Annotated in this window: 22 protein-coding genes; 10 read left to right on the top strand and 12 right to left on the bottom strand. The window is 70.5% G+C overall.

Going from position 1 to position 23,669, the window contains the following annotated elements:
• Nucleotides 1-23 precede the first annotated feature (23 nt).
• From AB8M85_RS02550 to purM, 5 genes are read left to right on the top strand one after another with little or no spacing between them, the layout of a single operon-like run.
• On the top strand, nucleotides 24-1,022 hold the full coding sequence (locus AB8M85_RS02550; protein WP_372697192.1) for an asparaginase: 999 nt from the start codon (nucleotides 24-26) through the stop codon (nucleotides 1,020-1,022).
• Nucleotides 1,023-1,025: 3 nt separating this feature from the next.
• Nucleotides 1,026-1,409, top strand: coding sequence for a sterol carrier family protein (locus AB8M85_RS02555; RefSeq protein WP_372697193.1), 384 nt, complete (start codon nucleotides 1,026-1,028; stop codon nucleotides 1,407-1,409).
• Between the two features lie 3 nt (nucleotides 1,410-1,412).
• Nucleotides 1,413-1,742 carry a hypothetical protein gene (locus AB8M85_RS02560; protein WP_372697194.1) on the top strand — a complete coding sequence of 110 codons (330 nt, stop codon included), beginning with the start codon at nucleotides 1,413-1,415 and terminating at the stop codon, nucleotides 1,740-1,742.
• A gap of 47 nt (nucleotides 1,743-1,789) precedes the next feature.
• A complete protein-coding gene (purF, locus tag AB8M85_RS02565) occupies nucleotides 1,790-3,340 on the top strand; it encodes an amidophosphoribosyltransferase (protein WP_372697195.1) in 1,551 nt (516 codons plus the stop codon).
• A gap of 13 nt (nucleotides 3,341-3,353) precedes the next feature.
• Nucleotides 3,354-4,496, top strand: coding sequence for a phosphoribosylformylglycinamidine cyclo-ligase (gene purM / locus AB8M85_RS02570; RefSeq protein WP_372697196.1), 1,143 nt, complete (start codon nucleotides 3,354-3,356; stop codon nucleotides 4,494-4,496).
• A gap of 58 nt (nucleotides 4,497-4,554) precedes the next feature.
• Here purM and AB8M85_RS02575 read toward each other — a convergent pair whose 3' ends face one another.
• Nucleotides 4,555-5,481 (bottom strand): Sir2 family NAD-dependent protein deacetylase, encoded by a 927-nt coding sequence (locus tag AB8M85_RS02575; protein ID WP_372697197.1) that lies wholly within the window; start codon nucleotides 5,479-5,481, stop codon nucleotides 4,555-4,557.
• Nucleotides 5,482-5,595: 114 nt separating this feature from the next.
• Nucleotides 5,596-5,823 carry a DUF3073 domain-containing protein gene (locus tag AB8M85_RS02580; RefSeq protein ID WP_372697198.1) on the bottom strand — a complete coding sequence of 76 codons (228 nt, stop codon included), beginning with the start codon at nucleotides 5,821-5,823 and terminating at the stop codon, nucleotides 5,596-5,598.
• Nucleotides 5,824-6,019: 196 nt separating this feature from the next.
• On the opposite strand from AB8M85_RS02580, the gene AB8M85_RS02585 reads away from it, so the two are divergent.
• Nucleotides 6,020-6,607 carry a septum formation family protein gene (locus tag AB8M85_RS02585; RefSeq protein WP_372697199.1) on the top strand — a complete coding sequence of 196 codons (588 nt, stop codon included), beginning with the start codon at nucleotides 6,020-6,022 and terminating at the stop codon, nucleotides 6,605-6,607.
• 2 nt (nucleotides 6,608-6,609) lie between these two features.
• Here the strand turns inward: AB8M85_RS02585 and clpB are convergent, their stop codons facing one another.
• A complete protein-coding gene (gene clpB / locus AB8M85_RS02590; protein ID WP_372697200.1) occupies nucleotides 6,610-9,219 on the bottom strand; it encodes an ATP-dependent chaperone ClpB in 2,610 nt (869 codons plus the stop codon).
• Nucleotides 9,220-9,354: 135 nt separating this feature from the next.
• Here clpB and AB8M85_RS02595 point away from each other — a divergent pair, with 135 nt between their 5' ends.
• Both AB8M85_RS02595 and AB8M85_RS02600 read left to right on the top strand, forming a co-directional pair.
• On the top strand, nucleotides 9,355-9,957 hold the full coding sequence (locus AB8M85_RS02595) for a TetR/AcrR family transcriptional regulator (protein WP_372697201.1): 603 nt from the start codon (nucleotides 9,355-9,357) through the stop codon (nucleotides 9,955-9,957).
• A 1-nt stretch (nucleotide 9,958) separates the two neighbouring features.
• Nucleotides 9,959-10,318, top strand: coding sequence for a DoxX family protein (locus tag AB8M85_RS02600; RefSeq protein WP_372697202.1), 360 nt, complete (start codon nucleotides 9,959-9,961; stop codon nucleotides 10,316-10,318).
• A gap of 341 nt (nucleotides 10,319-10,659) precedes the next feature.
• Here the strand turns inward: AB8M85_RS02600 and AB8M85_RS02605 are convergent, their stop codons facing one another.
• Nucleotides 10,660-11,076 (bottom strand): YccF domain-containing protein, encoded by a 417-nt coding sequence (locus AB8M85_RS02605; RefSeq protein WP_372697203.1) that lies wholly within the window; start codon nucleotides 11,074-11,076, stop codon nucleotides 10,660-10,662.
• Between the two features lie 146 nt (nucleotides 11,077-11,222).
• On the opposite strand from AB8M85_RS02605, the gene AB8M85_RS02610 reads away from it, so the two are divergent.
• Nucleotides 11,223-12,716, top strand: coding sequence for a polysaccharide deacetylase family protein (locus AB8M85_RS02610; RefSeq protein WP_372697204.1), 1,494 nt, complete (start codon nucleotides 11,223-11,225; stop codon nucleotides 12,714-12,716).
• 34 nt (nucleotides 12,717-12,750) lie between these two features.
• On the top strand, nucleotides 12,751-13,617 hold the full coding sequence (trmB, locus tag AB8M85_RS02615) for a tRNA (guanosine(46)-N7)-methyltransferase TrmB (RefSeq protein WP_372697205.1): 867 nt from the start codon (nucleotides 12,751-12,753) through the stop codon (nucleotides 13,615-13,617).
• 10 nt (nucleotides 13,618-13,627) lie between these two features.
• Here trmB and AB8M85_RS02620 read toward each other — a convergent pair whose 3' ends face one another.
• The 8 genes from AB8M85_RS02620 to AB8M85_RS02655 all read right to left on the bottom strand — a co-directional run bounded on the left by AB8M85_RS02620 (nucleotide 13,628) and on the right by AB8M85_RS02655 (nucleotide 23,643).
• Nucleotides 13,628-14,155 carry an SRPBCC domain-containing protein gene (locus AB8M85_RS02620; RefSeq protein WP_372697206.1) on the bottom strand — a complete coding sequence of 176 codons (528 nt, stop codon included), beginning with the start codon at nucleotides 14,153-14,155 and terminating at the stop codon, nucleotides 13,628-13,630.
• Between the two features lie 9 nt (nucleotides 14,156-14,164).
• Entirely contained in the window at nucleotides 14,165-15,100 is a 936-nt protein-coding gene (locus tag AB8M85_RS02625; RefSeq protein ID WP_372697207.1) for an alpha/beta hydrolase, read from the bottom strand.
• Between the two features lie 10 nt (nucleotides 15,101-15,110).
• Nucleotides 15,111-15,557 (bottom strand): heat shock protein transcriptional repressor HspR, encoded by a 447-nt coding sequence (locus AB8M85_RS02630; RefSeq protein WP_372697208.1) that lies wholly within the window; start codon nucleotides 15,555-15,557, stop codon nucleotides 15,111-15,113.
• A gap of 60 nt (nucleotides 15,558-15,617) precedes the next feature.
• Nucleotides 15,618-16,601, bottom strand: coding sequence for a DnaJ C-terminal domain-containing protein (locus tag AB8M85_RS02635; protein ID WP_372697209.1), 984 nt, complete (start codon nucleotides 16,599-16,601; stop codon nucleotides 15,618-15,620).
• A gap of 85 nt (nucleotides 16,602-16,686) precedes the next feature.
• Entirely contained in the window at nucleotides 16,687-17,316 is a 630-nt protein-coding gene (gene grpE, locus AB8M85_RS02640; RefSeq protein ID WP_372697210.1) for a nucleotide exchange factor GrpE, read from the bottom strand.
• Nucleotides 17,317-17,331: 15 nt separating this feature from the next.
• The gene (gene dnaK, locus AB8M85_RS02645) at nucleotides 17,332-19,191 is read right to left on the bottom strand and encodes a molecular chaperone DnaK (protein WP_372697211.1); all 1,860 of its coding nucleotides are present in this window, start codon (nucleotides 19,189-19,191) and stop codon (nucleotides 17,332-17,334) included.
• Nucleotides 19,192-19,444: 253 nt separating this feature from the next.
• On the bottom strand, nucleotides 19,445-21,166 hold the full coding sequence (locus AB8M85_RS02650; RefSeq protein WP_372697212.1) for a DEAD/DEAH box helicase: 1,722 nt from the start codon (nucleotides 21,164-21,166) through the stop codon (nucleotides 19,445-19,447).
• A gap of 287 nt (nucleotides 21,167-21,453) precedes the next feature.
• Nucleotides 21,454-23,643, bottom strand: coding sequence for an MMPL family transporter (locus tag AB8M85_RS02655; protein WP_372697213.1), 2,190 nt, complete (start codon nucleotides 23,641-23,643; stop codon nucleotides 21,454-21,456).
• Nucleotides 23,644-23,669 lie beyond the last annotated feature (26 nt).

Here is a 23,669-nt window from a genome sequence, read left to right on the forward strand (position 1 = left end):
TCCGGTGGGCTTAGAGTAGTCGCATGCCCCAGAGCACCCCAGCTTTCGCCGACCTGGCCGTCGTGGACCGCAACGGCTTCATCGAATCCCGCCATGCGGGCACCGCCGTCGTCCTCGGCACCGACGGTGAGGTGCTGCGCTCCCTGGGCGACATCGATGCGCCAGTCTTCCCGCGCTCCTCGCTCAAGCCCTTCCAGGCGCTGGCCTCCATGCAGTCCGGGGTCCCGCTGCGCGGTGCGGAGGTTGCCCTGGCCTGCGCCAGCCACGTGGGCAGCACCGAGCACCAGGAGCTGGCGGCGGCGATGCTGGCCAAGGCCGGCCTGTCCGAGGCAGACCTGCGCTGCCCGGCGGCCTGGCCCCGCCACGAGGCCACCCGGCTGCAGGCCATCCGTGCCGGCGGATCGCCCTCCCGCCTGGCGTTCAACTGCTCCGGCAAGCACGCCGCCTTCCTGTGGGCCTGCACCGAGAACGACTGGGACACCGCCACCTACCTCGACCCCGGGCATCCGCTGCAACGCCGCGTCGTGGAGGTCGTGGAGGACTACGCGGGCGAGAAGATCGCCCACCTGGCCGTCGACGGGTGCGGCGCCCCGATCCCGGCGATCTCGCTGCGCGGGCTGGCCGCCGCGACCGGGCGGCTCTCCGGGTCGCCCGGCAACAAGACCTCCGACGCCCGGGCAACCACCATCGCCACCGCCATGCTCGACTACCCCTGGGCCGTCCACGGGCACGGCGAGGAGAACACGGTCGTGATGGAGGACCTGGGGGTCCTCGCCAAGCTCGGAGCCGAGGGCGTGTTGATCCTGGGCGCACCGGACGGGGTGTCCTGCGCGCTGAAGATCCGCGACGGCAATTCCCGGGCCGCCTCGCTGGTGGGGCTGACCTTGCTGGCCTCCGTCGGTGCCATCGAGGTCGAGGCGATGACCGCCGTCCTCGAAAAGATCACCACCCCGGTGCTCGGGGGCGGGGAGCCGGTGGGCAGGGTACGCCTCGCCCGGCCTGTGTTGGACCTGCTGGACTAGGACGTGGGAGTACGACGCCGGATCCCGGCCGAGAGGGGCCTCGCTGCGGTGGCTGCCTGGCAGCGTGCGGACGCGGGGGAACGGGCCGCACTGCCCCGCCCGACCACCGCCATGGCCGTGCGCTATGCGCTCGAGGAGCTCTCCGAGCGTGCCGAGGGCAATTCGGTGGAGGTCCGGGTCCCGCCATTCGGCGTCGCCCAGTGCGTCGCCGGACCCCGGCACACCCGCGGCACCCCGCCGAATGTGGTCGAACTCGACGCGGCCACCTGGCTGGCGTTGGCCACCGGCGAACTCGACTGGCCCGGCGCGCTCGCCTCCGGTGCCGTCTCGGCCTCCGGGCTGCGTGCCGACCTGTCCAGGCACCTGCCGCTCTTCGGTACCCTTTAAGGCATGGAATCCCCCCGCTCAGCCTCCTCCCCCCGCGACCACGGCAACTCCCCCGAACCCGTCGAGGTCTCGGTTTCCAGCTCGCCGAAGTTCTGGCCGTTCGTCGGGGCCGGCGCCGTGCTCGGTGTGCTGGCGGCCATGTTCACCGCCCTCGCCGGCGATCCCGGCGGCGAGTTCACCCAGGGGTCGGTCTTCGGGTTCTTCGCCGTCGTCTTCGGCCTGGCCGGGGTCCTGCTCGGCTGCATCGCCTTCCTCATCGTCGATGCGGTGTTGCGCCGCCGCGGCCGCCGCGCGCACGCCGTTCCGATGGATGACGACGGCGCGTCAAACTAGCCGCCCCGGGACCGAGCCCGTCCCCTCGACGTGAGAGAATGGTGACCATGGTGCGCGGTGACGGAATGCTTTCACATGATCTATTGGCCGGAGAAAAGGGCCCGCAGGACGAATGCGGGGTCTTCGGGGTCTGGGCCCCCGGCGAGGAGGTCGCCAAGCTGGCCTACTACGGCCTCTACGCCATCCAGCACCGCGGCCAGGAATCGGCGGGCATCGCCACTTCCGACGGCCAGCGGATCAACGTCTACAAGGACATGGGCCTGGTCTCCCAGGTGTTCGACGAGAACACGCTGAACTCGATGACCGGCCACATCGCCGTGGGCCATTGCCGCTACTCGACCACCGGGGCCAGCAACTGGGCCAACGCCCAGCCCACCCTCGGTGCCACCGCGGAGGGCACGGTCGCCCTGGCCCACAACGGCAACCTGATCAACTCCGCCGAGCTGATGGACATGGTCGTGGCCGACCAGGGCTCCAAGTTCCGGGGCGAACTGGCCCAGGGGAACACCACCGACACCGCACTGGTCACCGCCCTGCTGCGCGGCCAGGAGGGAACGGGTTTCGAGCAGACGGCCCTGGAGCTGCTGCCCAAGCTCAAGGGCGCCTTCAGCTTCGTCTTCATGACCGAGGGCACGCTGTATGCAGCCCGCGACCCCCACGGGGTGCGTCCACTGGTCCTGGGCCGGCTGGAGCGCGGCTGGGTCGTGGCCTCCGAGCAGTCCGGCCTGGCCACCGTCGGTGCCAGCTTCATCCGCGAGATCCAGCCGGGCGAGTTCATCGCCATCGACGAGGAGGGCATCCGCTCGCAGCAGTTCGCCGCGGCGACCCCGGCGCACTGCGTCTTCGAGTACGTCTACCTCGCCCGCCCGGACGCGGCCATCAACGGCCGCTCGGTCTACGAGTCCCGCGTGGAGATGGGCCGCCAGCTGGCGCGCGAGAACGGCGCCGACGCCGACATCGTCATCCCCGTGCCCGAGTCCGGGACCCCCGCGGCCATCGGCTTCGCCGAGGAATCGGGCATCCCCTTCGCGCACGGATTCGTGAAGAACGCCTACGTCGGGCGCACCTTCATCCAGCCCTCGCAGACCCTGCGCCAGCTGGGCATCAAGCTCAAGCTCAATGCGCTCGAGCCGGTCATCCGCGGCAAGCGCGTCATCGTCGTCGACGACTCGATCGTGCGCGGCAACACCCAGCGTGCCGTCGTGCGCATGCTGCGCGAAGCCGGCGCCGCCGAGATCCACGTGAAGATCTCCTCCCCGCCCATCAAGTGGCCGTGCTTCTACGGGATCGACTTCGCCTCCCGGGCGGAGCTGATCGCCAACGGGGCGACGATCGAGGAGATCACCACCTCGGTGGGCGCGGATTCACTGGCCTACATCTCCGAGGACGGCATGATCTCCTCGACACAGCAGCCGCGCGAGCGCCTGTGCACCGCCTGCTTCACGGGGAGCTACCCGATCGAACTGCCCCGGCGGGACCGGCTGGGCAAGAACCTGCTCGAGCGGCCCAACGCCGGCAGCGACGGCTGCGACCCGGGCCCGGATGAGGAATTCGAAGGCTCCCTGACCCCTGCCGACAAGACCCCGAGTTCGAAGTAAGGACGCCATCCGCATGACATCCTCCCAGCCGGAATCCGCCGGCATCACCTACGCCTCAGCGGGCGTCGACGTCGAAGCGGGCGACCGCGCCGTCGAGCTCATGAAGGACGCCATCAAGGCCACCCACAACGACTCCGTCCTCGGCGGGGTCGGCGGGTTTGCCGGCCTGTTCGATGCCAGCGCCCTGGTCTCCTACCAGAAGCCGCTGCTGGCCACTTCCACCGACGGCGTCGGGACCAAGGTCGCCATCGCCCAGGCCATGGACATCCACCACACCATCGGCCAGGACCTGGTCGGCATGGTCGTGGACGACATCGTCGTGGTCGGCGCCAAGCCGTTGTTCATGACCGACTACATCGCCTGCGGCAAGGTCGTCCCCGAGCGCATCGCCGACATCGTGCGCGGCATCGCCGAAGGCTGCTCGATGGCGGGCACGGCCCTGGTCGGCGGGGAAACCGCCGAGCACCCGGGCCTGCTGGGCGAGCACGAATACGATGTCGCCGGCGCCGCCACCGGCGTCGTGGAGGCCGATGCCCTGCTCGGTCCCGAACGCGTCCGCTCGGGCGACGTCGTCATCGCCATGGCCTCCTCCGGCATCCACTCCAACGGCTACTCACTGGTCCGCCGGGTCATCAACCACGCCGGGTGGGCCCTGGACCGCGAGGTCTCCGAACTCGGGCGCACCCTCGGCGAGGAACTGCTGGTCCCCACCCGCATCTACACCGCGGATTGCCTGGATCTCATGGACCACCTCAACGCCGGCGGCGCCTCGGTGCTGCACGGCTTCAGCCACGTCACCGGTGGCGGCCTGGCGGCCAACCTGGCCCGGGTGCTGCCGCAGGGCCTGATGGCCACCGTGGACCGCTCGACCTGGTCCCTGCCGGCGATCTTCTCGCTGGTCGGCGAACTCGGGGGCGTCCCGCTGGCGGACCTCGAGCGCACGCTGAACCTCGGCGTGGGCATGATCGCGATCGTCGACGGGGATGCCGCGCAGAATGCCGTCTCCCGGTTGAACGAGCGCGGGGTGCCGGCCTGGGTTGCCGGTACCGTCGGGGCCATCACCGACAACGCGGCCGCCAGCGGCGCCGACTTCGTCCAGGGCGCAAAGGGAGTCGACGGCGGGGCCGTCCTCATGCGCGGCTCCTACGCCGGCTGACGGCGCTCCCGGTCCTGATGGCCGCTGGTTCCCCCGGGGAACCAGCGGCCGTTGCCGTTCAGGGGGCAGGCACTACCCCGGCGAGCTCCCGCAGTGCCGGCGTCACCCGGGTGCGCCACCGCCAGTGCGCCTTGGCATCGCCCCGGCTGGGCCCGCCATTGATGATGGCGACCTGCCGGCCGTTGGCCACGGCGTTGAGCACCAGCTTGTAGCCGCTCATGACGGCCAGGCTGGAGCCGATGACCAGCAGGCCGGTGGATGCCGCTTCGAGGCGGCGCACCGCCTCCTTGCGCTCGGCCGGCACGTTCTCCCCGAAGTAGACCACGTCGGGCTTGAGCTCGACACTGCCGCAGGAGAGGCAGCCGACCATCGTGAAGTCGGCGATCTGCGCGTCCGACAGGGTGACATCGCCGTCGGGGTTCACGGCATCGGGATCCACGACGACGCGCTCGAGGTACCCGGGATTGGCCGCGGCTAGGCGGTGGTCCAGGCCGGGCCGTGATTCCACGAAACCACAGTTGAGGCACTTCACCTCGTCCAGATCGCCATGCAGGGTCACCACATCCGGTGATCCGGCACGACGGTGCAGTCCGTCCACGTTCTGCGTGACCACGCCGTGGATGGCGCCGGTGCCTTGCAGCGCGGCCACCAGCTGGTGCCCCTCGTTCGGTTCCGCGATGGCCATGCGCCGCCAGCCGACGAAGCTGCGCGCCCAATACCGTTGCCGGGCGGCGGGATCATGCTTGAATTCCTGATAGGTCATCGGCCGATGGGACCGCAACGAGCCGCGGGGCCCGCGGTAGTCGGGGATCCCCGAATCGGTGGAGATGCCCGCCCCGGTCAACGCGAGGACGGATCCCCGCGCGAGCATGGCGGCGATGCCGTCCCGGGCCGTAACGGGGTCCTGGGGTGGCGCCGTTTCGGCCACGATGCGCTCGATGGAACGGATGGCCGCCCGGTGGGCGTTGGCGATGGGGAGATCCATGTCATCCTCGTTTCCGGGCACGATAAAAAGCGCGGGCGGCCCTTGGGGGTCGCCCGGCGCCTCGGCACCGCTTCGGGTGGAAATCATCGCCCCCGCGCCATCGTGGCGCGGTGGTCAGCCTAGTCGGCGGGATTCGCCGTCGTCGTCATCACTGGAATACCGATCCCCATAGTCCGCGTAGTCCGCGTCGCTGGAGTCTTCGGCAGGTGAGGACGTCCGGGTGGCATGGCTACGCCCACCACCCAGCTCCTGTTGCAGGGCAGACAAGTCGGTGGCCGGGGAATAGTACTTGATATCCCTGGCCTGCCGTGTCGCTTTTGCCTTCTGACGGCCGCGCCCCATGGCGTGACCCCCTTTTTCGCTAGATCCGGAGGTGGTCCCTCAATCCAAGAGGAAGGCCCCGGAGAATGTGGCTGTTTCTTTCGTATTCCAAGGTTAACATGTTTCGACCCCCGACGCCGTCTCTGCAGGGCCCGATGCGGCCGCTAGAGTGGGTGTCACTACCCACATCGCCGCACTGACCCCGAATGGAGCGACCGTGCAGGAGCACAGCGAACGGCGACCGCCGTCCTACCAGCCTCCACGCCCGGCCCAGACGCAGAATGCGCACCGCTTCGGGATCGCCCCGATCTGGCTGGCGATCGGGGCCATCGGGATCATCCTGATCCTGGTCTTCGGCATCACCCGCCTGATCCAAGCCACGCGACCGGACCCCGCTGCGGTGGCTCCCGTGCCGCGGAATCCCTCGCCCGGCATCGACGGGATCATCGCCGAGGGGGCTCCCCCGACACAGTTCGAGGTCGGCGACTGCCTGGCCGAGTTCACCTCACCGCTCGAACCGGCGACGATCGTCACCTGTTCGACCCCGCACACGGCGCAGCTGATCGGCCTCGAGACACTCGACGACGTGCCCTACCCCGGGGATCCACGGGTGACCTCGAAGGCCGAAGAGGCCTGCCGGGCCATCACCCTGGACCCCGGGACCGCGCTGCAGGGCGCGTGGAACTACGCGTTCAGCCGCCCCTCGGCGGGAACGTGGGAGGCCGGGGACCGCACCGTCGCCTGCTTCCTGGCCCTGGAGGAGGGCACGACGACGACCTCGCTCCTGCCGACTTCCCACGCCTAACCTCAGCCGGACTGGGCCGGTGTTCCGCTCCGTGTCACCGACAACCCGCCCTCGTCGGCCTGGACATCTACCTCGACGGTGTCCCCGTCGGCGATTGCGCCGGAGAGCACGGCCCGTGCGAGCCGGTCGCCGATCTCGCGTTGGACCAGCCGGCGCAGCGGCCGGGCCCCGTAGGCGGGATCGTAGCCGGTCAGGGCCAGCCACTCGCGGGCGGCGTCGCTGACCTGCAGGGTCAGCCGGCGGTCGGAGAGCCGGCGGGCCAGCGCGGCGACTTGGATCTCCACGATGTGGCCGAGTTCGTCGAGCGAGAGCGCGTCAAAGAGGATGACGTCGTCGAGCCGGTTCAGGAACTCCGGCTTGAACGAGGCGTTGACCACGTTCATCACCGCTTCCTTCTTCGCGGCCTCCTCCAGCGAGGGATCGACCAGGAACTGGGACCCCAGGTTGGAGGTCAGGACCAGGATGACGTTGCGGAAGTCCACAGTGCGTCCCTGCCCGTCGGTCAGCCGGCCGTCGTCGAGGACCTGTAGCAGGATGTCGAAGACCTCGGGGTGTGCCTTCTCCACCTCGTCGAGCAGGACGACCGAATACGGGCGACGGCGCACGGCCTCGGTCAGCTGTCCGCCTTCCTCGTAGCCGACGTACCCGGGAGGGGCGCCGACGAGCCGGGCCACGGAATGCTTCTCCGCGTATTCGGACATGTCGATGCGCACCATGGCGCGTTCGTCGTCGAACAGGAAGTCGGCCAGGGCCTTGGCCAGCTCGGTCTTGCCGACACCGGTCGGCCCCAGGAACAGGAACGATCCCGTGGGCCGGTCAGGGTCGGAGATCCCGGCCCGGGACCGGCGCACCGCATCCGAGACGGCCGTCACGGCCGCCTGCTGCCCGATCAACCGGGCGCCGAGCCGCGATTCCATCTCGAGCAGCTTCTGGCTCTCGCCCTGGAGCATGCGGCCGGCCGGGATGCCCGTCCAGGCCGAGATCACCTCGGCGATGTCGTCGGCCGTGACCTCCTCGGAGACCATCGACTCGCGCTGGCCGTCCCCTTCCGCCTCCGCCGCCTGGGCGTTGTCGAGCTGGCGCTGGAGTTGGGGGATCTCCCCGTAGAGCAGCCGCGAGGCCTTCTCCAGGTCGCCGTCGCGTTGCAGGCGCTCGGCACGGGAGCGCAGCTCATCAAGCTGGACCTTGAGATCGCCCACGCGGTTCAGGCCCGCCTTTTCGGCCTCCCACCGGGCATTGAGGGCATCGAGCCGTTCCCGGCGGTCGGCCATGTCGGCCTGCAGCGCCTCGAGCCGGTCGCGGGAGGCGGGGTCGTTTTCGCCCTTGAGCGCGAGCTCCTCCATGGTCATCCGGTCCACGACGCGGCGCAGCTCGTCGATCTCCTCGGGTGCCGAGTCGATCTCCATGCGCAGCCGGGAGGCGGCCTCGTCGACGAGGTCGATGGCCTTGTCCGGCAGCTGCCGGCCCGAGATGTAGCGGTTCGAGAGGGTGGCCGCGGCCACGAGGGCCGAGTCGGCGATCTCGACCTTGTGGTGTGCCTCGTAGCGTTCCTTGAGCCCGCGCAGGATCCCGATGGTGTCCTCCACGCTCGGCTCCCCGACGTACACCTGGGCGAAGCGCCGTTCCAGGGCCGGGTCCTTCTCGATGTCCTGCCGGTATTCGTCCAGCGTCGTGGCACCGATGAGGCGCAATTCGCCGCGGGCCAGCATGGGCTTGAGCATGTTGCCCGCGTCCATGGCCCCCTCGGACGCCCCTGCGCCCACCACGGTGTGGATCTCGTCGATGAACGTGACGATCTGCCCGTCGGAGTTGCGGATCTCCTCGAGCACGGCCTTGAGGCGTTCCTCGAACTCGCCGCGGTATTTCGCCCCGGCGATCATCGACCCCAAGTCCAGGGCGATCAGGGTCTTGCCCCGCAGCGACTCGGGGACGTCGCCGGCGACCATCCGCTGGGCCAGGCCCTCGACGACGGCGGTCTTGCCCACGCCGGGATCTCCGATGAGCACCGGGTTGTTCTTGGTGCGGCGGGAGAGGACCTGCACGACGCGCCGGATTTCGGCATCGCGGCCGATCACCGGGTCGAGCTTGCCCGAGCGGGCGATCTCGGTCAGGTCCGTCCCGAACTTCTCCAGCGCCTCGAAGGTGCTCTCGGGGTTCTCGGTGTCCCGCGCGTTGTCCCCGCGCAGTCCTTCCACGGCCGCCTTCAGGGCCTTCTCGGAGGCACCGGCACCGCGCAGGATCTCGCCGGCCTTGCCGGCATCCGCGGCCAGTCCGAGCAGCAGGTGCTCGGCCGAGACCCGGGCGAACCCCAATTCACCGGCGGCCTGGGTGGCGGAATTGATGACCTGCAGGAAGGGCCGGGAGTACTGGGCCTGCGCGACGGTGCTGCCCGACGAAGCCGGGAGCGCGCGGATCGCGTTGCTGGCCGCGACGGAAACGGCGTCGGGGTCGACGCCGGCCTTCTTGAGCAGTTCCACCGCCAGGGACCCGCGGTCGTCCATGAGCGCCTTGAGCAGGTGTGCCGGCTCGACCTGGGCGTTGCCCGCCGTGGAGGCATTCATGCCGGCGGCGGAGAGTGCTTCCTGGCTCTTGGTGGTGAATTTGGTGTCCATGCGGTCCCTTTCCTGGCAGTACTGGCTCGTTCAAACTTGAGTCTACTTCACTCAACTTTGATTCGCGACCTTTTATTCCGGAATGCCCTTTCGGGCCCCTTGCGCCGCGGAGTCACGGTCGCTAACTTAATGAACATGTTCACTGAACGAGTTCAATCGAGGACGGGCCAGCGAGAGGCCACCCGGCAGCGGGTGGTCGGTGCCGCGGCGACGCTCTTTCGGGAGCACGGCTTCTCGGCCACGACCATCCGACAGATTGCCGAGAAGGCAGGGGTCAGCGTCGGCACGGTGATGGCCGCCGGGGACAAGGACTCGTTGTTGGTCTCGACTTTTGACGAGGGGATCGCAGCAGTGCACTCCGGACGTGGGGCATCTGCCGAAGCGGGTTCCCGGCTCACGGCGGAGCAGGCTGCCCGCCGGATCGAGGCACTGGTGCTGCCGTTCCTCGAACTGTTCGAAGCGGACCTGGATCTGGCACGCCATTACGGATCGGTCCTCTTCCGGGGAGGACACGATGCGGCGGCCATGAACGGACTGGCCTCCGCGCTCAAGGCCGAGTTCACGGCGGTCCTCGAGCAGGCGGGCCTGTCGGCGGACGATGCCGCCCAGGCGGCAGAGACCATCCATTTCGCCTACCTGGGCGTGTTGTTCTCCTGGGCCGGCGGTGCCTTCGGCCCTGAAAGCGCCCCCGCCAAAATCCGCGCCGCTGCCCTGTCCGTTGCGGAAAGCGGTCGCTGACATGTCGCTGGTCCCGGATCCCGCCTGGCCGACCCTGGTGTTGGCGGTCGTGATGCTCGCCGACGCAGCGATGTCCGTGCATCCGCCGCGGTTCATCAGGGACTTCCTGGACGGAGTCGCGTTTCCCCGGCACTGGTGGTGGGTCCTGGTGGTGGTGAAGCTGATGGCCGCCGGCGGACTGGCCCTGGGACTGGTTGTCCCAGGCATCGGGCTGGCGGCGAACGCCGGCGTCGTCTGCTACTTCCTCACCGCGGCCGTTGCCCACCTCCGGGCGCGATTCCTCCGGCGGGAATTCTGGCTGAACTGCCTGGGCATGCTCGCCCTGTCGATGCTCGTGCTGGTGGCGTCCTACCTGAGATAGCCGGGAACCAGCCGACGGCCGCAGCCTCCAGCACGGCCAGGTCGATCGTCTTCAGGGGCCTGAACGCCGCAGTGACGCGTTGGACGACCCGGCACCTCGGGATCGGGCCCCGGGGATTGGCCCAGCAGGCGGGAGTCCGGGAAAATCCCCGTGTAGGAGCGGGCTGCTTCGGGGCCACAGCCATCGAACCACAGGCGATTGACGATGTCCTGCAGGGGGAACCTTCCTGGTTCCGGGGCCTGGCCGCCCCGGATCCCGGTTGCCGGGTGGGGCCACCAGGTCCACACGGCGTCGACGGCGGCCCCCCACCACTGGAGACGCCCCGCGCCGCCGGGGACCGGTCAGGCGGCGGGTCCCATGGGCAGGTGCGCTCCCGAGGGGACGATGACCTTGCCCAGGGGCACCAGGGATACCGGGATGAGCTTGAGGTTGGCGATGCCCAGCGGGATGCCGATGATGCTCACGAACATCGGAATTGCGGTCACGACGTGGCCGATGGCGATCCAGAGGCCTGCCACGACAATCCAGATGACGTTGCCGATCGTGGAGAAGAAGCCGGCCCGTCCGCCGCGGTCGACGATGGTCCGCCCGAAGGGCCACAACGCGTAGCTGGCGATGCGGAACGAGGCCAACCCGAAGGGGATGGTCACGATCAGCAGGCAGCACACGATTCCGGCCAACAGGTAGCCCAGGGCCAGCCAGAGGCCGCCGAAGACCAGCCAGATGACGTTCAGGATCAGGTTCACGGGTCCGCTCATGGTTCCAGTCTGCCCCGCGGGGAATCGGACCGCCATCGGGGAAGTCCCTGAAATCCTGCCGACCGGAGCTTAAGTTTTGCTAACGATGCCCGGTGCGGACGCGTTCTGGTACCGGCCGGTAGCCTCCACGCGGGAAGATGGGAGCCATGATCTCCCGGCCGCGTTCCTCCCGCCTGTGCCTCGGGGCCGCATTGGTGGCCGCGGCCCTGGCCGGATGCGCCGTCTCACCGGGAGCGTCCCTTCCCCGCCCCCTCACCGCAGCGGGCACGCCGGCGCCGATCGGTGACGGGACCGGCCTGGCCGCGGCCCCGGGCCTTGGCCTGCTCGAGGGGTCGGGGACGCGCAGCAGGGTCGACGAGCACCACCACATCCATGCCCGTTGGTTCACCCTGGAGGATGAGCCCGCCTTCGGACGGGGCCAGGAGCAGGCGGTGGACCAGGAGATCGCCGCCTTCCGGGCCCTCCGGGAGCGGGATTCCGCGAGCGCCCCGCCGTCGGAATTGAACATCTCCTCGGCCGTGACGGCCCGCTCCGCGCGGATGGTCGGGATCAGGCAAACCGCCTATGCCGTCCGGGATTCCTCCGGTTCTTCGGCCTACCGGACGCTGTGGTACGACCGCGAGGACCGGAACACCCTGGACACGCGGGACCTCTTCGCCTCGGACCGGGACTGGTCGGCGTTCGGCGCCCTGGTTGCCGATGACCTGGCGGTGGATCCCGACGTCTTCCCGGACCGGGCGGCCGATCCGGATCCCGTGCTGCTGGACTCGGTGAACTTCGACGCCGCCGGCAATGCGCTGGTCGAATTCGACGACGGTTCCGTCGCCCCGGCCGCGGCATCACCGGTGGTGGCGCGGGTCGGTTCGGCCGCCCTGCTGCCCTTGCTCAGCGACCGCGGACTCGCCGTGCGCGCGGCGGGAATGGACCCCGCCGGCGCGGCCTCGTCCGCCGGGCCGGCGCAGGAGACGGCCCGGCAGGACGCAGCCGGTCCCCCCGTCGCCGGCACTGTGCCGTCGGCACGCCGGTCCCCGGACTGCGGGCACGTGAAATGCATCGCCCTGACCTTCGAGGACGGTCCCGGCCCCGAGACCGGGCGGCTCCTGTCCATCCTCGAGGAGCACGACGCGCTGGCCACGTTCTTCGTCGTCGGCCCCCAGATCGGCCGCTACGGCGCCGAGCTGCGGCAGGCCGTTGCCGCGGGCCATGAGATCGGCAATCACGGCTGGTCGCACCGCGCGTTGACCTCGATGCCCGCCGAACAGGCACGCCGCGAGCTGGGCCGGACCGACGACGCCATCGCCGCGGCCACCGGTGCGTCCTCCACGCTGATGCGCCCGCCCTATGGCGCGACCAGCCCGGAGGTCAACCGGCTGGCCCACACGCCGGTGGCCCTGTGGGACGTCGATCCGCTGGACTGGGTCCACCACGATCCGGACCTCGTCGTGGATGCGGTCCTGCGCCGGGCCCACCCGGGGGCGATCGTGCTCCTGCACGGCTCTGCCGGCACCGCGGAGTCCCTGCCGCGGATCCTCGCCGGGCTGGGGGGCCGCGGCTACCATTTCGTCACCGTCTCCGAGCTCCTGGCCCCGATGGACCCCGAGGCCCAGGTGGCCTACACCCACGGAGCCGCTGGCAAATAGCGCCGCGACGCACCCGGCCGCTAACGTTGGTCCAATGAGTGATTCCGCAGCGCCCAAGCCCCCGGTCAGCGGCCGGGCCGTCGACGACCTGAGCTACTACCGCACCGATCCGGTGTCCTTCGTCCGCCGCGGCTCCCGCCTGCACGGCAAGCGCAAGGACTCCTGGGACCGGCTGTCCGGCGACTACGTCATCCAGGTCCCGCGGCACCACGCCGACACCTCGGTCCACGCCGGCTTCCGCTTCGACGCCGACGAGGCCTTCGGCCGCACGGCGCCCCTGACCGTGGAGATCGGCACCGGCCTGGGCGAGGCCATTGCGTCGGCCGCCGAGGCCCATCCCGAACGCAATTTCCTGGCCGTGGAGGTCTACCTGCCGGGCCTGGCACAGCTCATGGCCCGGATCGATGCCAAGGGCCTGACCAATGTCCGGGCGGTGCAGGCCAATGCGCCCGAGGTCCTGGACGTCATGCTCGAACCCGGATCCGTCGACGAGCTGTGGATCTTCTTCTCCGACCCCTGGCACAAGACCCGCCACCACAAGCGCCGGCTCATCAAGGAGTCCTTCCTGCCCAAGGCAGCACGGGTCCTGGCCCCGGGCGGGACCTGGCGGCTGGCCACCGACTGGTCCGACTACGCGGAGCAGATGCGCGCCATCCTCGATGCCAGCCCCGATTTCAGCACCTTGCACGCCGGGGAACGCGCCGGCGCTGAGTCGCCGTTGACCCGGGTCCGCCGCGGCGGCCTGGAGGGCCACGAGCCCGACCCCGGCTTCACGGACGAGCTCGGCGGCTGGGCCCCGCGCTACGAGGGCCGGATCCGCACCAGTTTCGAGGGCAAGGCGCTGGCGGCCGGACGGCTGGTCTTCGACCTGGCCTACCGCCGCGAGCCCGAGGCCGGCTGATGGGGGCCGGTCACGGCCGGGACGCGGGCGGCAGGACGGTGGCCGCCTCGGGCCCGAACCGGCGGGAATACCTGTCGAACAGGGCCTGCCAGTCGAGGTCGGCGTCCTCGACGTAGCCGCCCACCGATTCGCGCAAGGCGGCCAGACAGACATGCCAGCCCGCCCCCTCGCGGGCGCCGCGGCCCTGGCTGTCCAGGGAGGCGGCGAACACCAGCCGGGTCCCGGCGTCGTACTGGGTCAGGGCCATCCGCAGCGAGTCGGTGGCCCAGGTGAAGGCGAGCAGCGCCCCGGCCTCGACGTCCACGACGCGGCCCGCCATGGGTTCGCCGTCGGGGTCCGCGCCGACAGTGAAGCGCAGGGGGCGTCCGGTGGTCCACTCCCCCACGATCGTGGCGGGGAACCACTGGCCGAGCCCGTCGCGGCTGGTGATGGCGATCCAGGCGTCCCAGCGGTTCACGGGCAGGTCGATCGTGTAGGTCAGGATCCACCGTTCGCCGCGCCGGCCGAAGTCCGCCAGCGCCATGCTGTCCTCGCTCATGGACACATGCTACGTCCAAGCCGGCGGTGCGCCGATGAGGATCCGGGCGAGGTTGTGCAGCGAGAGCGTGCCGGGGTCGCGGTAGCCGTAGTCGGCATGGGTGGCCCCGGGGAGGTAGCGGGAGGTGTTGTGCCCGGTGACGGCGTGCAGGCCCGATTCCGGATGGCCGTCGACGGCGAAGGGCAGGCCGGCCACCGTGGTGCGCCCGCTGAGCAGGCGGCCGCAGCGGGCCAGCAGGTCGGCCCGGGCGACGGCCTCGAAGCAGTGGCCGGCCGGGACCCCGAGGCCTTCCGGTGCGGTGAGCAGGTGTGTGGGGATGCCGGCCGATCCGGTGGTCGCGAAGGCCTGGATCCGTGGCGGGCGCCTTCCGGGGCGGGCGGGTTCGGTGGCCAGCCGGGCCAGGGCGTGGGCGGCCAGGGTGGCTCCGTAGGAGTGGGCCTCGAGGGCGGTGTGGACGCCGGCGGGCAGGAGGTCCGCGATGCGGCGGATGTCGTGGGTGAGGCGTTCGACGGCGGTGCGCGCGGTGCGGTTGAAGATGGCCCGCAGCAATCCGGGCGCCGGGTAGCCCCGCCAGGCGATGACCGCCGGGGCCGGGGCCCCGGCACGCCGTTGTTCGAGCAGCAGTTCCCCGACCTCGCGGGCGGTTCCCCACATGGCGGTGCCGGGGCGGATGCCGGCCCCGGAGACCTGCCAGGTCAGGTGGCTGGCGGTGTCGGGGTCGCCCAGGACGACCGCAGCCAGCGGCTCGGGCCCGTCGAGGTCCAGGAAGAGCAGCCGCCGCGGCGGGATGGCCCGGTCCATGGAGGTCGGTGCCAGCGCGTGGGCGACGCCGTCGATGGCCGCCTTGCGCGGCTGGTCGAGCGCATCGCGGCGGCGCGTGGCGACCTCGAACCCCCGCTCGGCCCGGGCGATGAGGTCGGCCACGCTGGCCGGGGTCGACGGCACGGCCAGCGTCCTAGTCCTGCGGACGCCAGATGACGACGGCCTGGCTGCGGGCGCGGGGGCGCTCGCCCCGGGAGAGGGTGACCACGTCCCCTGCCCCGGCGCCGGCGGCGAAGACGCGGTGCAGGTCCGAGGCTCGGCGGTTGACTTCCTCGAGCTCCTGGTTGAGCTCGGCCACGCGGGAGCGCAGGGCGGCCACCTGGTTTTCCAGCTCCAGGACCCGGCGGATGCCCTCGAGGGAGACCCCGTCCTTGGAGAGGCGCTGCACCTCGCGCAGCAATTCGACGTCGTGCTTCGAATAGCGGCGCTGCTTGCCGCGCTGCCGGGACGGGGAGACGAGCCCCATCCGGTCGTACTGGCGCAGCGTCTGCGGGTGCATGTCCGCCAGCTCGGCGGCCACGGAGATCACGAAGACCGGGATGAACCGGTCGTTGATGGCCAGTGCCTTGCCCTCCGACATGTGCGTGCCTCCTCGTGGTCTGTCCGTCGTCCGCCGCTGCCCCATCCGGGCCCGTCGGCGCTAGAGTACCGCCTGCGCGGCGATCCCGGCGCGCGGGTCGGCGTCGGTGGTGGCCGCGGCGAAGGCCTTGACGGCTTCCTGCGCCTCGGCGCCGAGCTTCTGGGGCACGACGACGTCGATGGTCACCAGCAGGTCGCCGGTTGCCTTGGACGTCTTCACGCCTCGGCCCTTCAGGCGCAGGGTGCGCCCGGAGGAGGTCCCGGCCGGGACCTTCATCTTCACGGTCTCCCCGGTCAGGGTCGGGACCTCAAGGGTCGCGCCCAGGGCGGCCTCGGCGAAGCCGACGGGCAGGTGGATGCGGATGTTGTTCCCCTCGCGGTGGAAGAAGGCGTGGGGCTTGACCGCTACCTTGACCATCAGGTCCCCGTTGCCGGCCGGGCCGCGCTGGCCCTTGCCGCGCACGCGCACGCTTTGGCCGTCGCGGATGCCCGCGGGGATCCGCACGTCGATGACCTCACCGTCCGGTTCGCGCAGGCCGATGGTGGTGCCGCGGATGGATCCGGCGAAGGAGATCGTGGTCGAGGCGGTGCGGTCGGCCCCCTTCTGCGGGGTCTGCTGGAAGCCGCCGAATCCACCGCCGCCACCGCCGAACAGGTCGGCGAATTCGGGCGGGACCTGGCTGCCCCCGGGGAAGCCGCCGCCGCCGCGGCGCGCGCCACCGGTGTTGAACAGGTTGCCGAAGATGTCGTCGAAGCCGGCTCCGCCGCCGGCCGGTCCCCCGGCGCCTCCTGCGGAGAAGCGGGCACCGGAACCCATGGCGCGGATGGCGTCGTACTGCTCGCGCTCCTCCGGGTCAGACAGCACGGAGTTGGCCTCGGTGATGTCCTTGAACTTCTGCTCGGCGCTGGCGTCGCCCGGGTTGGTGTCCGGGTGGTACTTGCGCGCCAGCTTGCGGTAGGACTTCTTGATGTCGGCGTCGCTGGCATCCTTGGAGACGCCGAGGATGGCGTAGAAATCCTTGTTGACCCAATCCTGACTGGCCATCGGGCGCCTCCTGTTTCTGGTTGGTTCTCGGGCTTAAGGGGTCCCCGGCCGCCCCACGGGGTGGGGCGGCCGGGGAGGGGTGGCGCTATTCGCCGGTGGAAACGACCACCTGGGCTGCGCGGATGACGCGTTCGCCCTTCTGGTAGCCGATGCGCAGGACCTGCGCCACGTGGTCCTCGGGGACCTCGCTGCTGGGCTGCTGCATCAGTGCCTCGTGGATGGTGGGGTCGAAGGCGACCCCGGTCTCCTCGATGCGCGTGAGGCCGTGGCCGGCGAGGATGGCGTCGAACTTCTTCGCCACGGCCGCGAACGGCCCGTCCGCGAGGTCGCCGTGCTGGCGCGCGGCGTCCAGGTCGTCGAGCACCGGCAGCAGGCTGGACAGCACCGACTGCACGGCCAGGTCGCGTACCGCTTCGCGGTCGCGTTCGACGCGCTTGCGGTAGTTGACGTACTCGGCCTGCAGGCGCAGCAGGTCGTTGCGCAGTTCCGCCTCGACGTCGGTCGCCGCGGCGGGCGGCTCCTGCTGGCCGGCCTCGTTGAGGATCTGCTCGGCCTGGGCCAGCGCGTCCTCGGACTCGGCGCCCTCCTGGGCTGCGGTCACGTCCTCCTGCCCTGCGGCAGCGCGCACCTCACCCGTCTCGGGATCGACCTTGCGCTTGTCCGTGAAGCGCACCGGCTCCTCGCCGTGCTCTTCTTCGTTGCCGTGGTGTGGCATCGGAATCGAACCGCCTTACTTCTTCTCGTCGTCTTCGTCGACGACCTCGGCGTCGACGATGTCCTCTTCCGGGGCGTCGGTGCCGGCGGATTCGCCACCGGCTTCCCCGGCTGCGCCGTCGGCCTGGGCCTGGGCGTAGATGGCCTCGCCGAGCTTGGTCTGGGACGCCTGCAGCTTCTCGTAGGCGGCCTTCACCTCGTCGTCGTTGTCCTGGCCTTCGAGGGCCGTCTTGAGGGCGTCGACGTCGGCCTGGACCTCGGTCTTGACCTCCTCGGGCAGCTTGTCCTCGTTGTCCTTGATGAGCTTGTCCACGGAGTACGCGGTCTGCTCGGCGGCGTTGCGGGTCTCGGCGGCCTCACGGCGTGCCTTGTCCTCGGCAGCGTGCTCCTCGGCCTCCTGGACCATGCGCTCGATGTCCTCCTTGGCCAGCGAGGTGCCGCCGGTGATGGTCATCGACTGCTCGGTTCCGGTGCCCTTGTCCTTGGCGGAGACGTGGACGATGCCGTTGGCGTCGATGTCGAAGGTGACCTCGACCTGCGGCACGCCGCGCGGGGCCGGGGCGATGCCGGTCAGCTCGAAGGTGCCCAGCGGCTTGTTGTCGCGGGTGAACTCGCGTTCGCCCTGGAAGACCTGGATCGACACGGACGGCTGGTTGTCGTCCGCCGTGGTGAAGGTCTCGGACCGCTTGGTCGGGATGGCCGTGTTGCGCTCGATGAGCTTGGTCATCACCCCGCCCTTGGTCTCGATGCCCAGCGACAGCGGGGTCACGTCGATCAGCAGGACGTCCTTGCGCTCGCCCTTCAGGACGCCGGCCTGCAGGGCGGCGCCGACGGCGACGACCTCGTCCGGGTTCACGCCCTTGTTGGCTTCCTTGCCGGCCAGTTCCTTGACCAGGTCGGCCACGGCCGGCATGCGGGTGGAGCCGCCGACGAGGATGACGTGGGCGATGTCGGAAACCTTGACGCCGGCTTCCTTGATGACATCGTTGAACGGCTTGCGGGTGCGCTCGAGCAGGTCCTTGGTCAGGTCCTGGAACTTGGCGCGGGAGAGGTGCTCGTCCAGGTGGACGGGGCCGTCGGCGGTGACCGAGAGGTACTGCAGCGAGATGTTGGTGCTGGTCGCGCTGGAGAGTTCCTTCTTGGCCTGCTCGGCTGCTTCCTTCAGGCGCTGCAGGGCGATCTTGTCCTTGGACAGGTCGGCGCCCTTGGACTTGGCCTGGGCCAGCAGCCAGTCGACGATGCGCTGGTCCCAGTCGTCGCCGCCGAGGCGGTTGTCGCCGGCGGTGGAGCGGACCTGGATGGTGGAGAAGTCGTCCTCGTCCTTGCCGACTTCGAGCAGCGAGACGTCGAAGGTGCCGCCACCGAGGTCGAACACGAGGATGAGCTCGTCTTCCTTGCCCTTGTCCAGGCCGTAGGCCAGTGCGGCGGCGGTCGGCTCGTTGACGATGCGCAGCACGTTCAGGCCCGAGATCTCGCCGGCCTCCTTGGTGGCCTGGCGCTCGGCGTCGTTGAAGTAGGCCGGGACGGTGATGACCGCGTCGGTGACCTTTTCGCCCAGGTACGACTCGGCGTCGTGCTTGAGCTTCATCAGGGTCCGCGCGGAGATCTCCTGCGCGGTGTACTTCTTGTCGTCGATCGTGGTGCTCCAGTCGGTGCCCATGTGGCGCTTGACGGAGGCGATCGTCCGGTCGATGTTGTTGACGGCCTGGCGCTTGGCGATTTCGCCGACCAGGACCTCGCCGGACTTGGAGAAGGCCACCACGGACGGCGTGGTGCGCGCGCCTTCGGCGTTGGCGATGACGGTGGGCTCGCCGCCTTCCAGAACGGAGACGACCGAGTTGGTGGTTCCGAGGTCGATACCTACGGCACGGGACATGATGCATCCTTCTTTCCGGTGGGAAATGCTGGGGTTCTCCGCCCAACCCGGGAGGTTGAGCGTTCTGCACTCAAGTCTACTCAGGCTCGTTTTGATGTCAACTCGAACTTGAGTGCAGTGCGCTCAAGTTTGGTTTTTGTCCCAGGGCCCGGGCAGGATCCGGGCACGGAAAAGGCGCCGTTCCCCCCTCTCCGGGAGGGGGAACGGCGCCTCTGGCCGTGGCGGTCCGGGCGTTCGCCGGGACCTGGCTCCGCTAGCCCTTGTGGTTGGACTGCGGGGCGCCGGCCCGCCGGCTGCCGCGGCCCCGGCCGGGGCGTCCTCCGGCACCGAGCGCCTCCTGCGTCTTCGCGCCGATGGCATCGCCGATCGTGTTGCCGCCGCGGTTGCCCGTCGAGGCCGGGCGGGCCGAGGTGTACGAGCGGCCGGTCTCGCCGCGACCCTCGGGACGTGCGCCGGCCTGGCGCTGCCCGGCGCGGCTGCGGCCGCCGGCGGTGCGCTGGCCTGCGGCCGTGCGCTGGCCCCCGGCCCGTCCGCCGGCACGCACGGAACGCTGGGCGCCACCGCGCTCACCGCGCTCGGCAGCAGCGGGACGGCCGGCAGCTGCCGTGCGCGCGGCGGGCTCGGGGCGCTTTCGCCCTCCGCGGCCGCCGCGGGACTCGGTGCCGGTCGCCGGGGACTCGGCGGCAGGGCGGGCGGCGCGGGCATTGCCGCGGCCACCACGCCGGCGGCCCCGTCCGCCCGCGGCGTCCGAATCTGCCAGGGTCTTGGTCCGCTGCGTCGCATGGGCCTGGGGCGCCACGTAGGCGACATGCTCGGCCTTTGCGCCGCGCACGGCGACCACGGCGGCGGCCTGCGGAGTGACCTTCTCGAACGGGACCTTGATGCCGGCGGCGCGCATCAGGGACTTCACGTCGCCCTGCTGGTCGGGGGTGGCGATGGTGACGACCGTGCCGGAGGAACCGGCGCGGGCGGTGCGACCGGAGCGGTGCAGGTAGGCCTTGTGCTCGGAGGGCGGGTCGATGTGCACGACCAGCTCGACGCCGTCGACGTGGACGCCGCGGGCGGCAACGTCCGTGGCCACCAGGACCTGGGCGTCTCCACCCTGGAACGCGGCCAGGTTGCGGTCCCGGGCGTTCTGGCTCAGGTTGCCGTGCAGGTCCACGGCCGGGACACCCGACTTGGACAGCCAGACGGCCATCTTCTTGGCGTGGTGCTTGGTGCGCATGAACATGATGCGACGTCCCGTGCCGGAGGCCAATTCGAGCACCAGTTCCTTCTTGGAATCGGCGTCGACCATGAACACGTGGTGGTCCATGGTGTCCACTGCCGCCTGCGGGGCGTCCACCGAGTGCACGACCGGGTGGTCCAGGTAGCGCTGGACGAGCTTGTCGACGCCGTTGTCCAGGGTGGCGGAGAAAAGCATGTGCTGGATGCCGCGCGGGGTCTGGTCCAGGATGCGCTTGACCACGGGCAGGAACCCGAGGTCGGCCATGTGGTCCGCCTCGTCGAGCACGGAGACCTCCACGCGGGAGAGGTCGGCGACCTTCTGGCGCAGCAGGTCCTCGAGTCGGCCGGGGCAGGCGATGAGGATGTCGACGCCGGAGTTCAGTTCCTTCTCCTGGCGGACCTGGGAAACGCCGCCGAAGACGACGGCGGTGCGCAGGTCCGCGCCCTGGGCCAGCGGGATGACCACGCGGCTGATCTGCGTGGCCAGCTCACGGGTGGGCGCCATGATCAAGGCGCGCGGGAAGCGCGCCTTGCGGGGCTTGGGCTCGGCGGCCAGTCGGGCCACCAGCGGAAGGGAGAAGGCCAGGGTCTTGCCGGAGCCGGTCTGGCCGCGGCCGAGCACGTCCTTGCCGGCCAGCGTGGAGGGGAGGGTGGCTTCCTGGATGGGGAAGGCGGTGTCGATTCCCTGGGCGGACAGGACGTCAGCCAGGCGTGCGGGCACGCCGAGGGAAGTAAAGGAAACGCTCACGGGCTGCTTTCGGTCGTTGCTGTGCGCAACCGGGTTCGGCGCGCAGGTCGCCGAAGAAGAGGATGGCCTGGACACCCTGGATGGGGTGCTCCACCGATCGCCCGGGGGCGAGGGGCCTTCCGCCGCTGCTGCCGGTACCGCATCCAGTGGATGCCCGGGGCGGCGGGAAAAGGTTCACATCTGTCGACGCAGGGCCCGCATGCGTCCGGCCGGGGGCCGGAAGGCGTGGAGCCACTGCCATTCAGTCTAGCAGTGGCCGCGCCGCCGTCCCCATTGTGTGCCGGAGGTCACGGCTGGGCCGCATCCCGGCCCTGCGGGCTGCTCTGGAGCCCCGCGCCGTCGGCCGGCACGGTCCGGAGCCTCCAGGGCCACCAGATCCGTTCGCCCAGGTCGTACGCCAGCGCCGGAACCAGCAGCGACCTGACCACCAGCGTGTCCAGCAGGACGCCGAAGGAGACGATGAAGGCGAGCTGGACCAGGAACATGATCGGGATGACGCCCAGGGCCGCAAAGGTCGCCGCCAGCACGATCCCCGCGGAGCTGATGACCCCACCCGTGACGGCCAGGCCGCGCACGACGCCCTCGCGCGTGCCATGGACCATGGATTCCTCGCGCACGCGGGTCATCAGGAAGATGTTGTAGTCCACCCCCAGCGCCACGAGGAACACGAAGCCGAACAGCGGCACCGACGGGTCGGCCCCGGGGAAACCGAAGACCCCGTTGAACACCAGGGCGGAGACCCCCATGGCGGTGCCGTAGGAGACCACGGTCGTGAGCACCAGCAGGACCGGGGCGAGGATCGAGCGCAGCAGCAGGACCAGGATGACCAGGATCGCCCCCAGGACCAGCGGGATGATCTTCACCAGATCGGCCTCGGCCGTGAGGTTCGTGTCCAGTGCGACGGCGCTCGGCCCCCCGACCAGCGCTTCGGGGTCCACGGCATGGGCCGCCTGACGCAGGTCCACGACCGTCTGCTGCGCGGCGGTCGAGTCGGCCGGATCGGAGAGCGTCACGGAGAGCAGGACCCGCCCGTCCACGACTTGGGGCCGGGTCTCGGCCCCAGGGGCACCGACCCCTGCGGGCGCCCCGCCGGGGGCCTGCAGGTAGGCGCTGGCCACCCCGTCGACGTCCTGGACCCGTTGGAGCATGTCCTCGCCCGCCTCCGCGGCAGTGATCAGCGTTGCCGGGCTCCCCGCCCCGGCGTCGAAGTGCCGGGCCAGGGCGTCCTGCCCGGCGGCGGATTCGGTCTGCCCGAGGACCAGTTCGCTTTGCGGCACACCGGTGGCCTGCAGCTGGGACACCCCGGCGCATCCGGCCAGCAGGACCACTGCGGTGGTGATCCAGATGCGCCGCGGGTGACGGCGCACCAGGCGCGCCGTCCGTCCCCAGATCCCGGCTCCTTCAACCGGGGAGTCCGGGACATGGTCGTGGTGCCGGGGGACCAGCGGCCAGTAGGAGGCCCGCCCGAGCAGGCCCAGCAGGGCGGGCAGGAGCGTGAGGGCGGCCAGGACGGAAAACACGATGCCGGAGGCGCCGATGGGGCCCAGGGCCTTGTTGGAGTTCAGGTCCGAGAACACCAGGCACAGCAGCCCGGCGGTCACCGTGGCCGCCGAAGCGATGATCGGGGCGGCTGCTCCGCGCAGGGCGGCACCCACTGCGGCCAGCCGGCCGGCGCCATCGGCGACGGCCTCCTTATGGCGGGCCACCAGCAGCAGCGAATAGTCCGTCGCGGCGCCAATCACCAGGATGGACAGGATCCCCTGGCTTTGGCCGTCCAGGGCGATCCACCCGGCCTTGGCCATCCAGAACACGGCAAGGATCGCCGCGCAGAGGGCCGACATGGCCGTCAGCAGCACCGCAAGGGGCAACAGCAGGGAACGGTAGACCAGCAGCAGGATCACCAGCACGGCGCCGAGAGCGGCCAGCAGCAGGATCCCGTCGATGCCGGCGAAGGCCCCGATCAGGTCGGCGGTCAGGCCGGCCGGGCCGGCGACGTAGGGGGTGACCCCGGCCGGAACGCCGGCGTCCAGCAGGCTGCGCAGCGCGTCGACGGCCTGGTCGGTGTCCACGTCCGCATCGAGTGGGACGATCATCTCGACGGCCAGGCCGTCCTCGGAGGGGAACGGGCCGGCGACATCGCCGCGGACCACGTCCAGGTCGGCCACGTCGGCGGCCAGGGACTTCAGGTCGACGCCCTCCAGGGCCGAGGCGTCCGGTGCCTCCAGGACGACGACGGCGGGAATGGCACCGCTGCCGTCGAAGCGCTGCTGCCAGTCCAGGGCCCGGGTGGCCTCGGCGCTGGCCGGCAGGAACGTGGCCTGGTCGTTGCTCTGCACCTGGTCCAGCTTGCCGAAGGTGGGCCCGCCGATCCCGGCGACGCCGAGCCACACCAGGAGCAGCACCGCGCAGACCAGCAGGCGCACGCCACGGTGCCGGGGCTCGGCTTCGGATTTAGTTCCATGGCCAAATAGTTTCACGCTGGAATTATATCTTGTCGGCGCTA

Origin of the sequence: Arthrobacter sp. JSM 101049 (genome assembly GCF_041679245.1) — a bacterium.
In the GTDB taxonomy this organism is placed as follows: domain Bacteria; phylum Actinomycetota; class Actinomycetes; order Actinomycetales; family Micrococcaceae; genus Arthrobacter_H.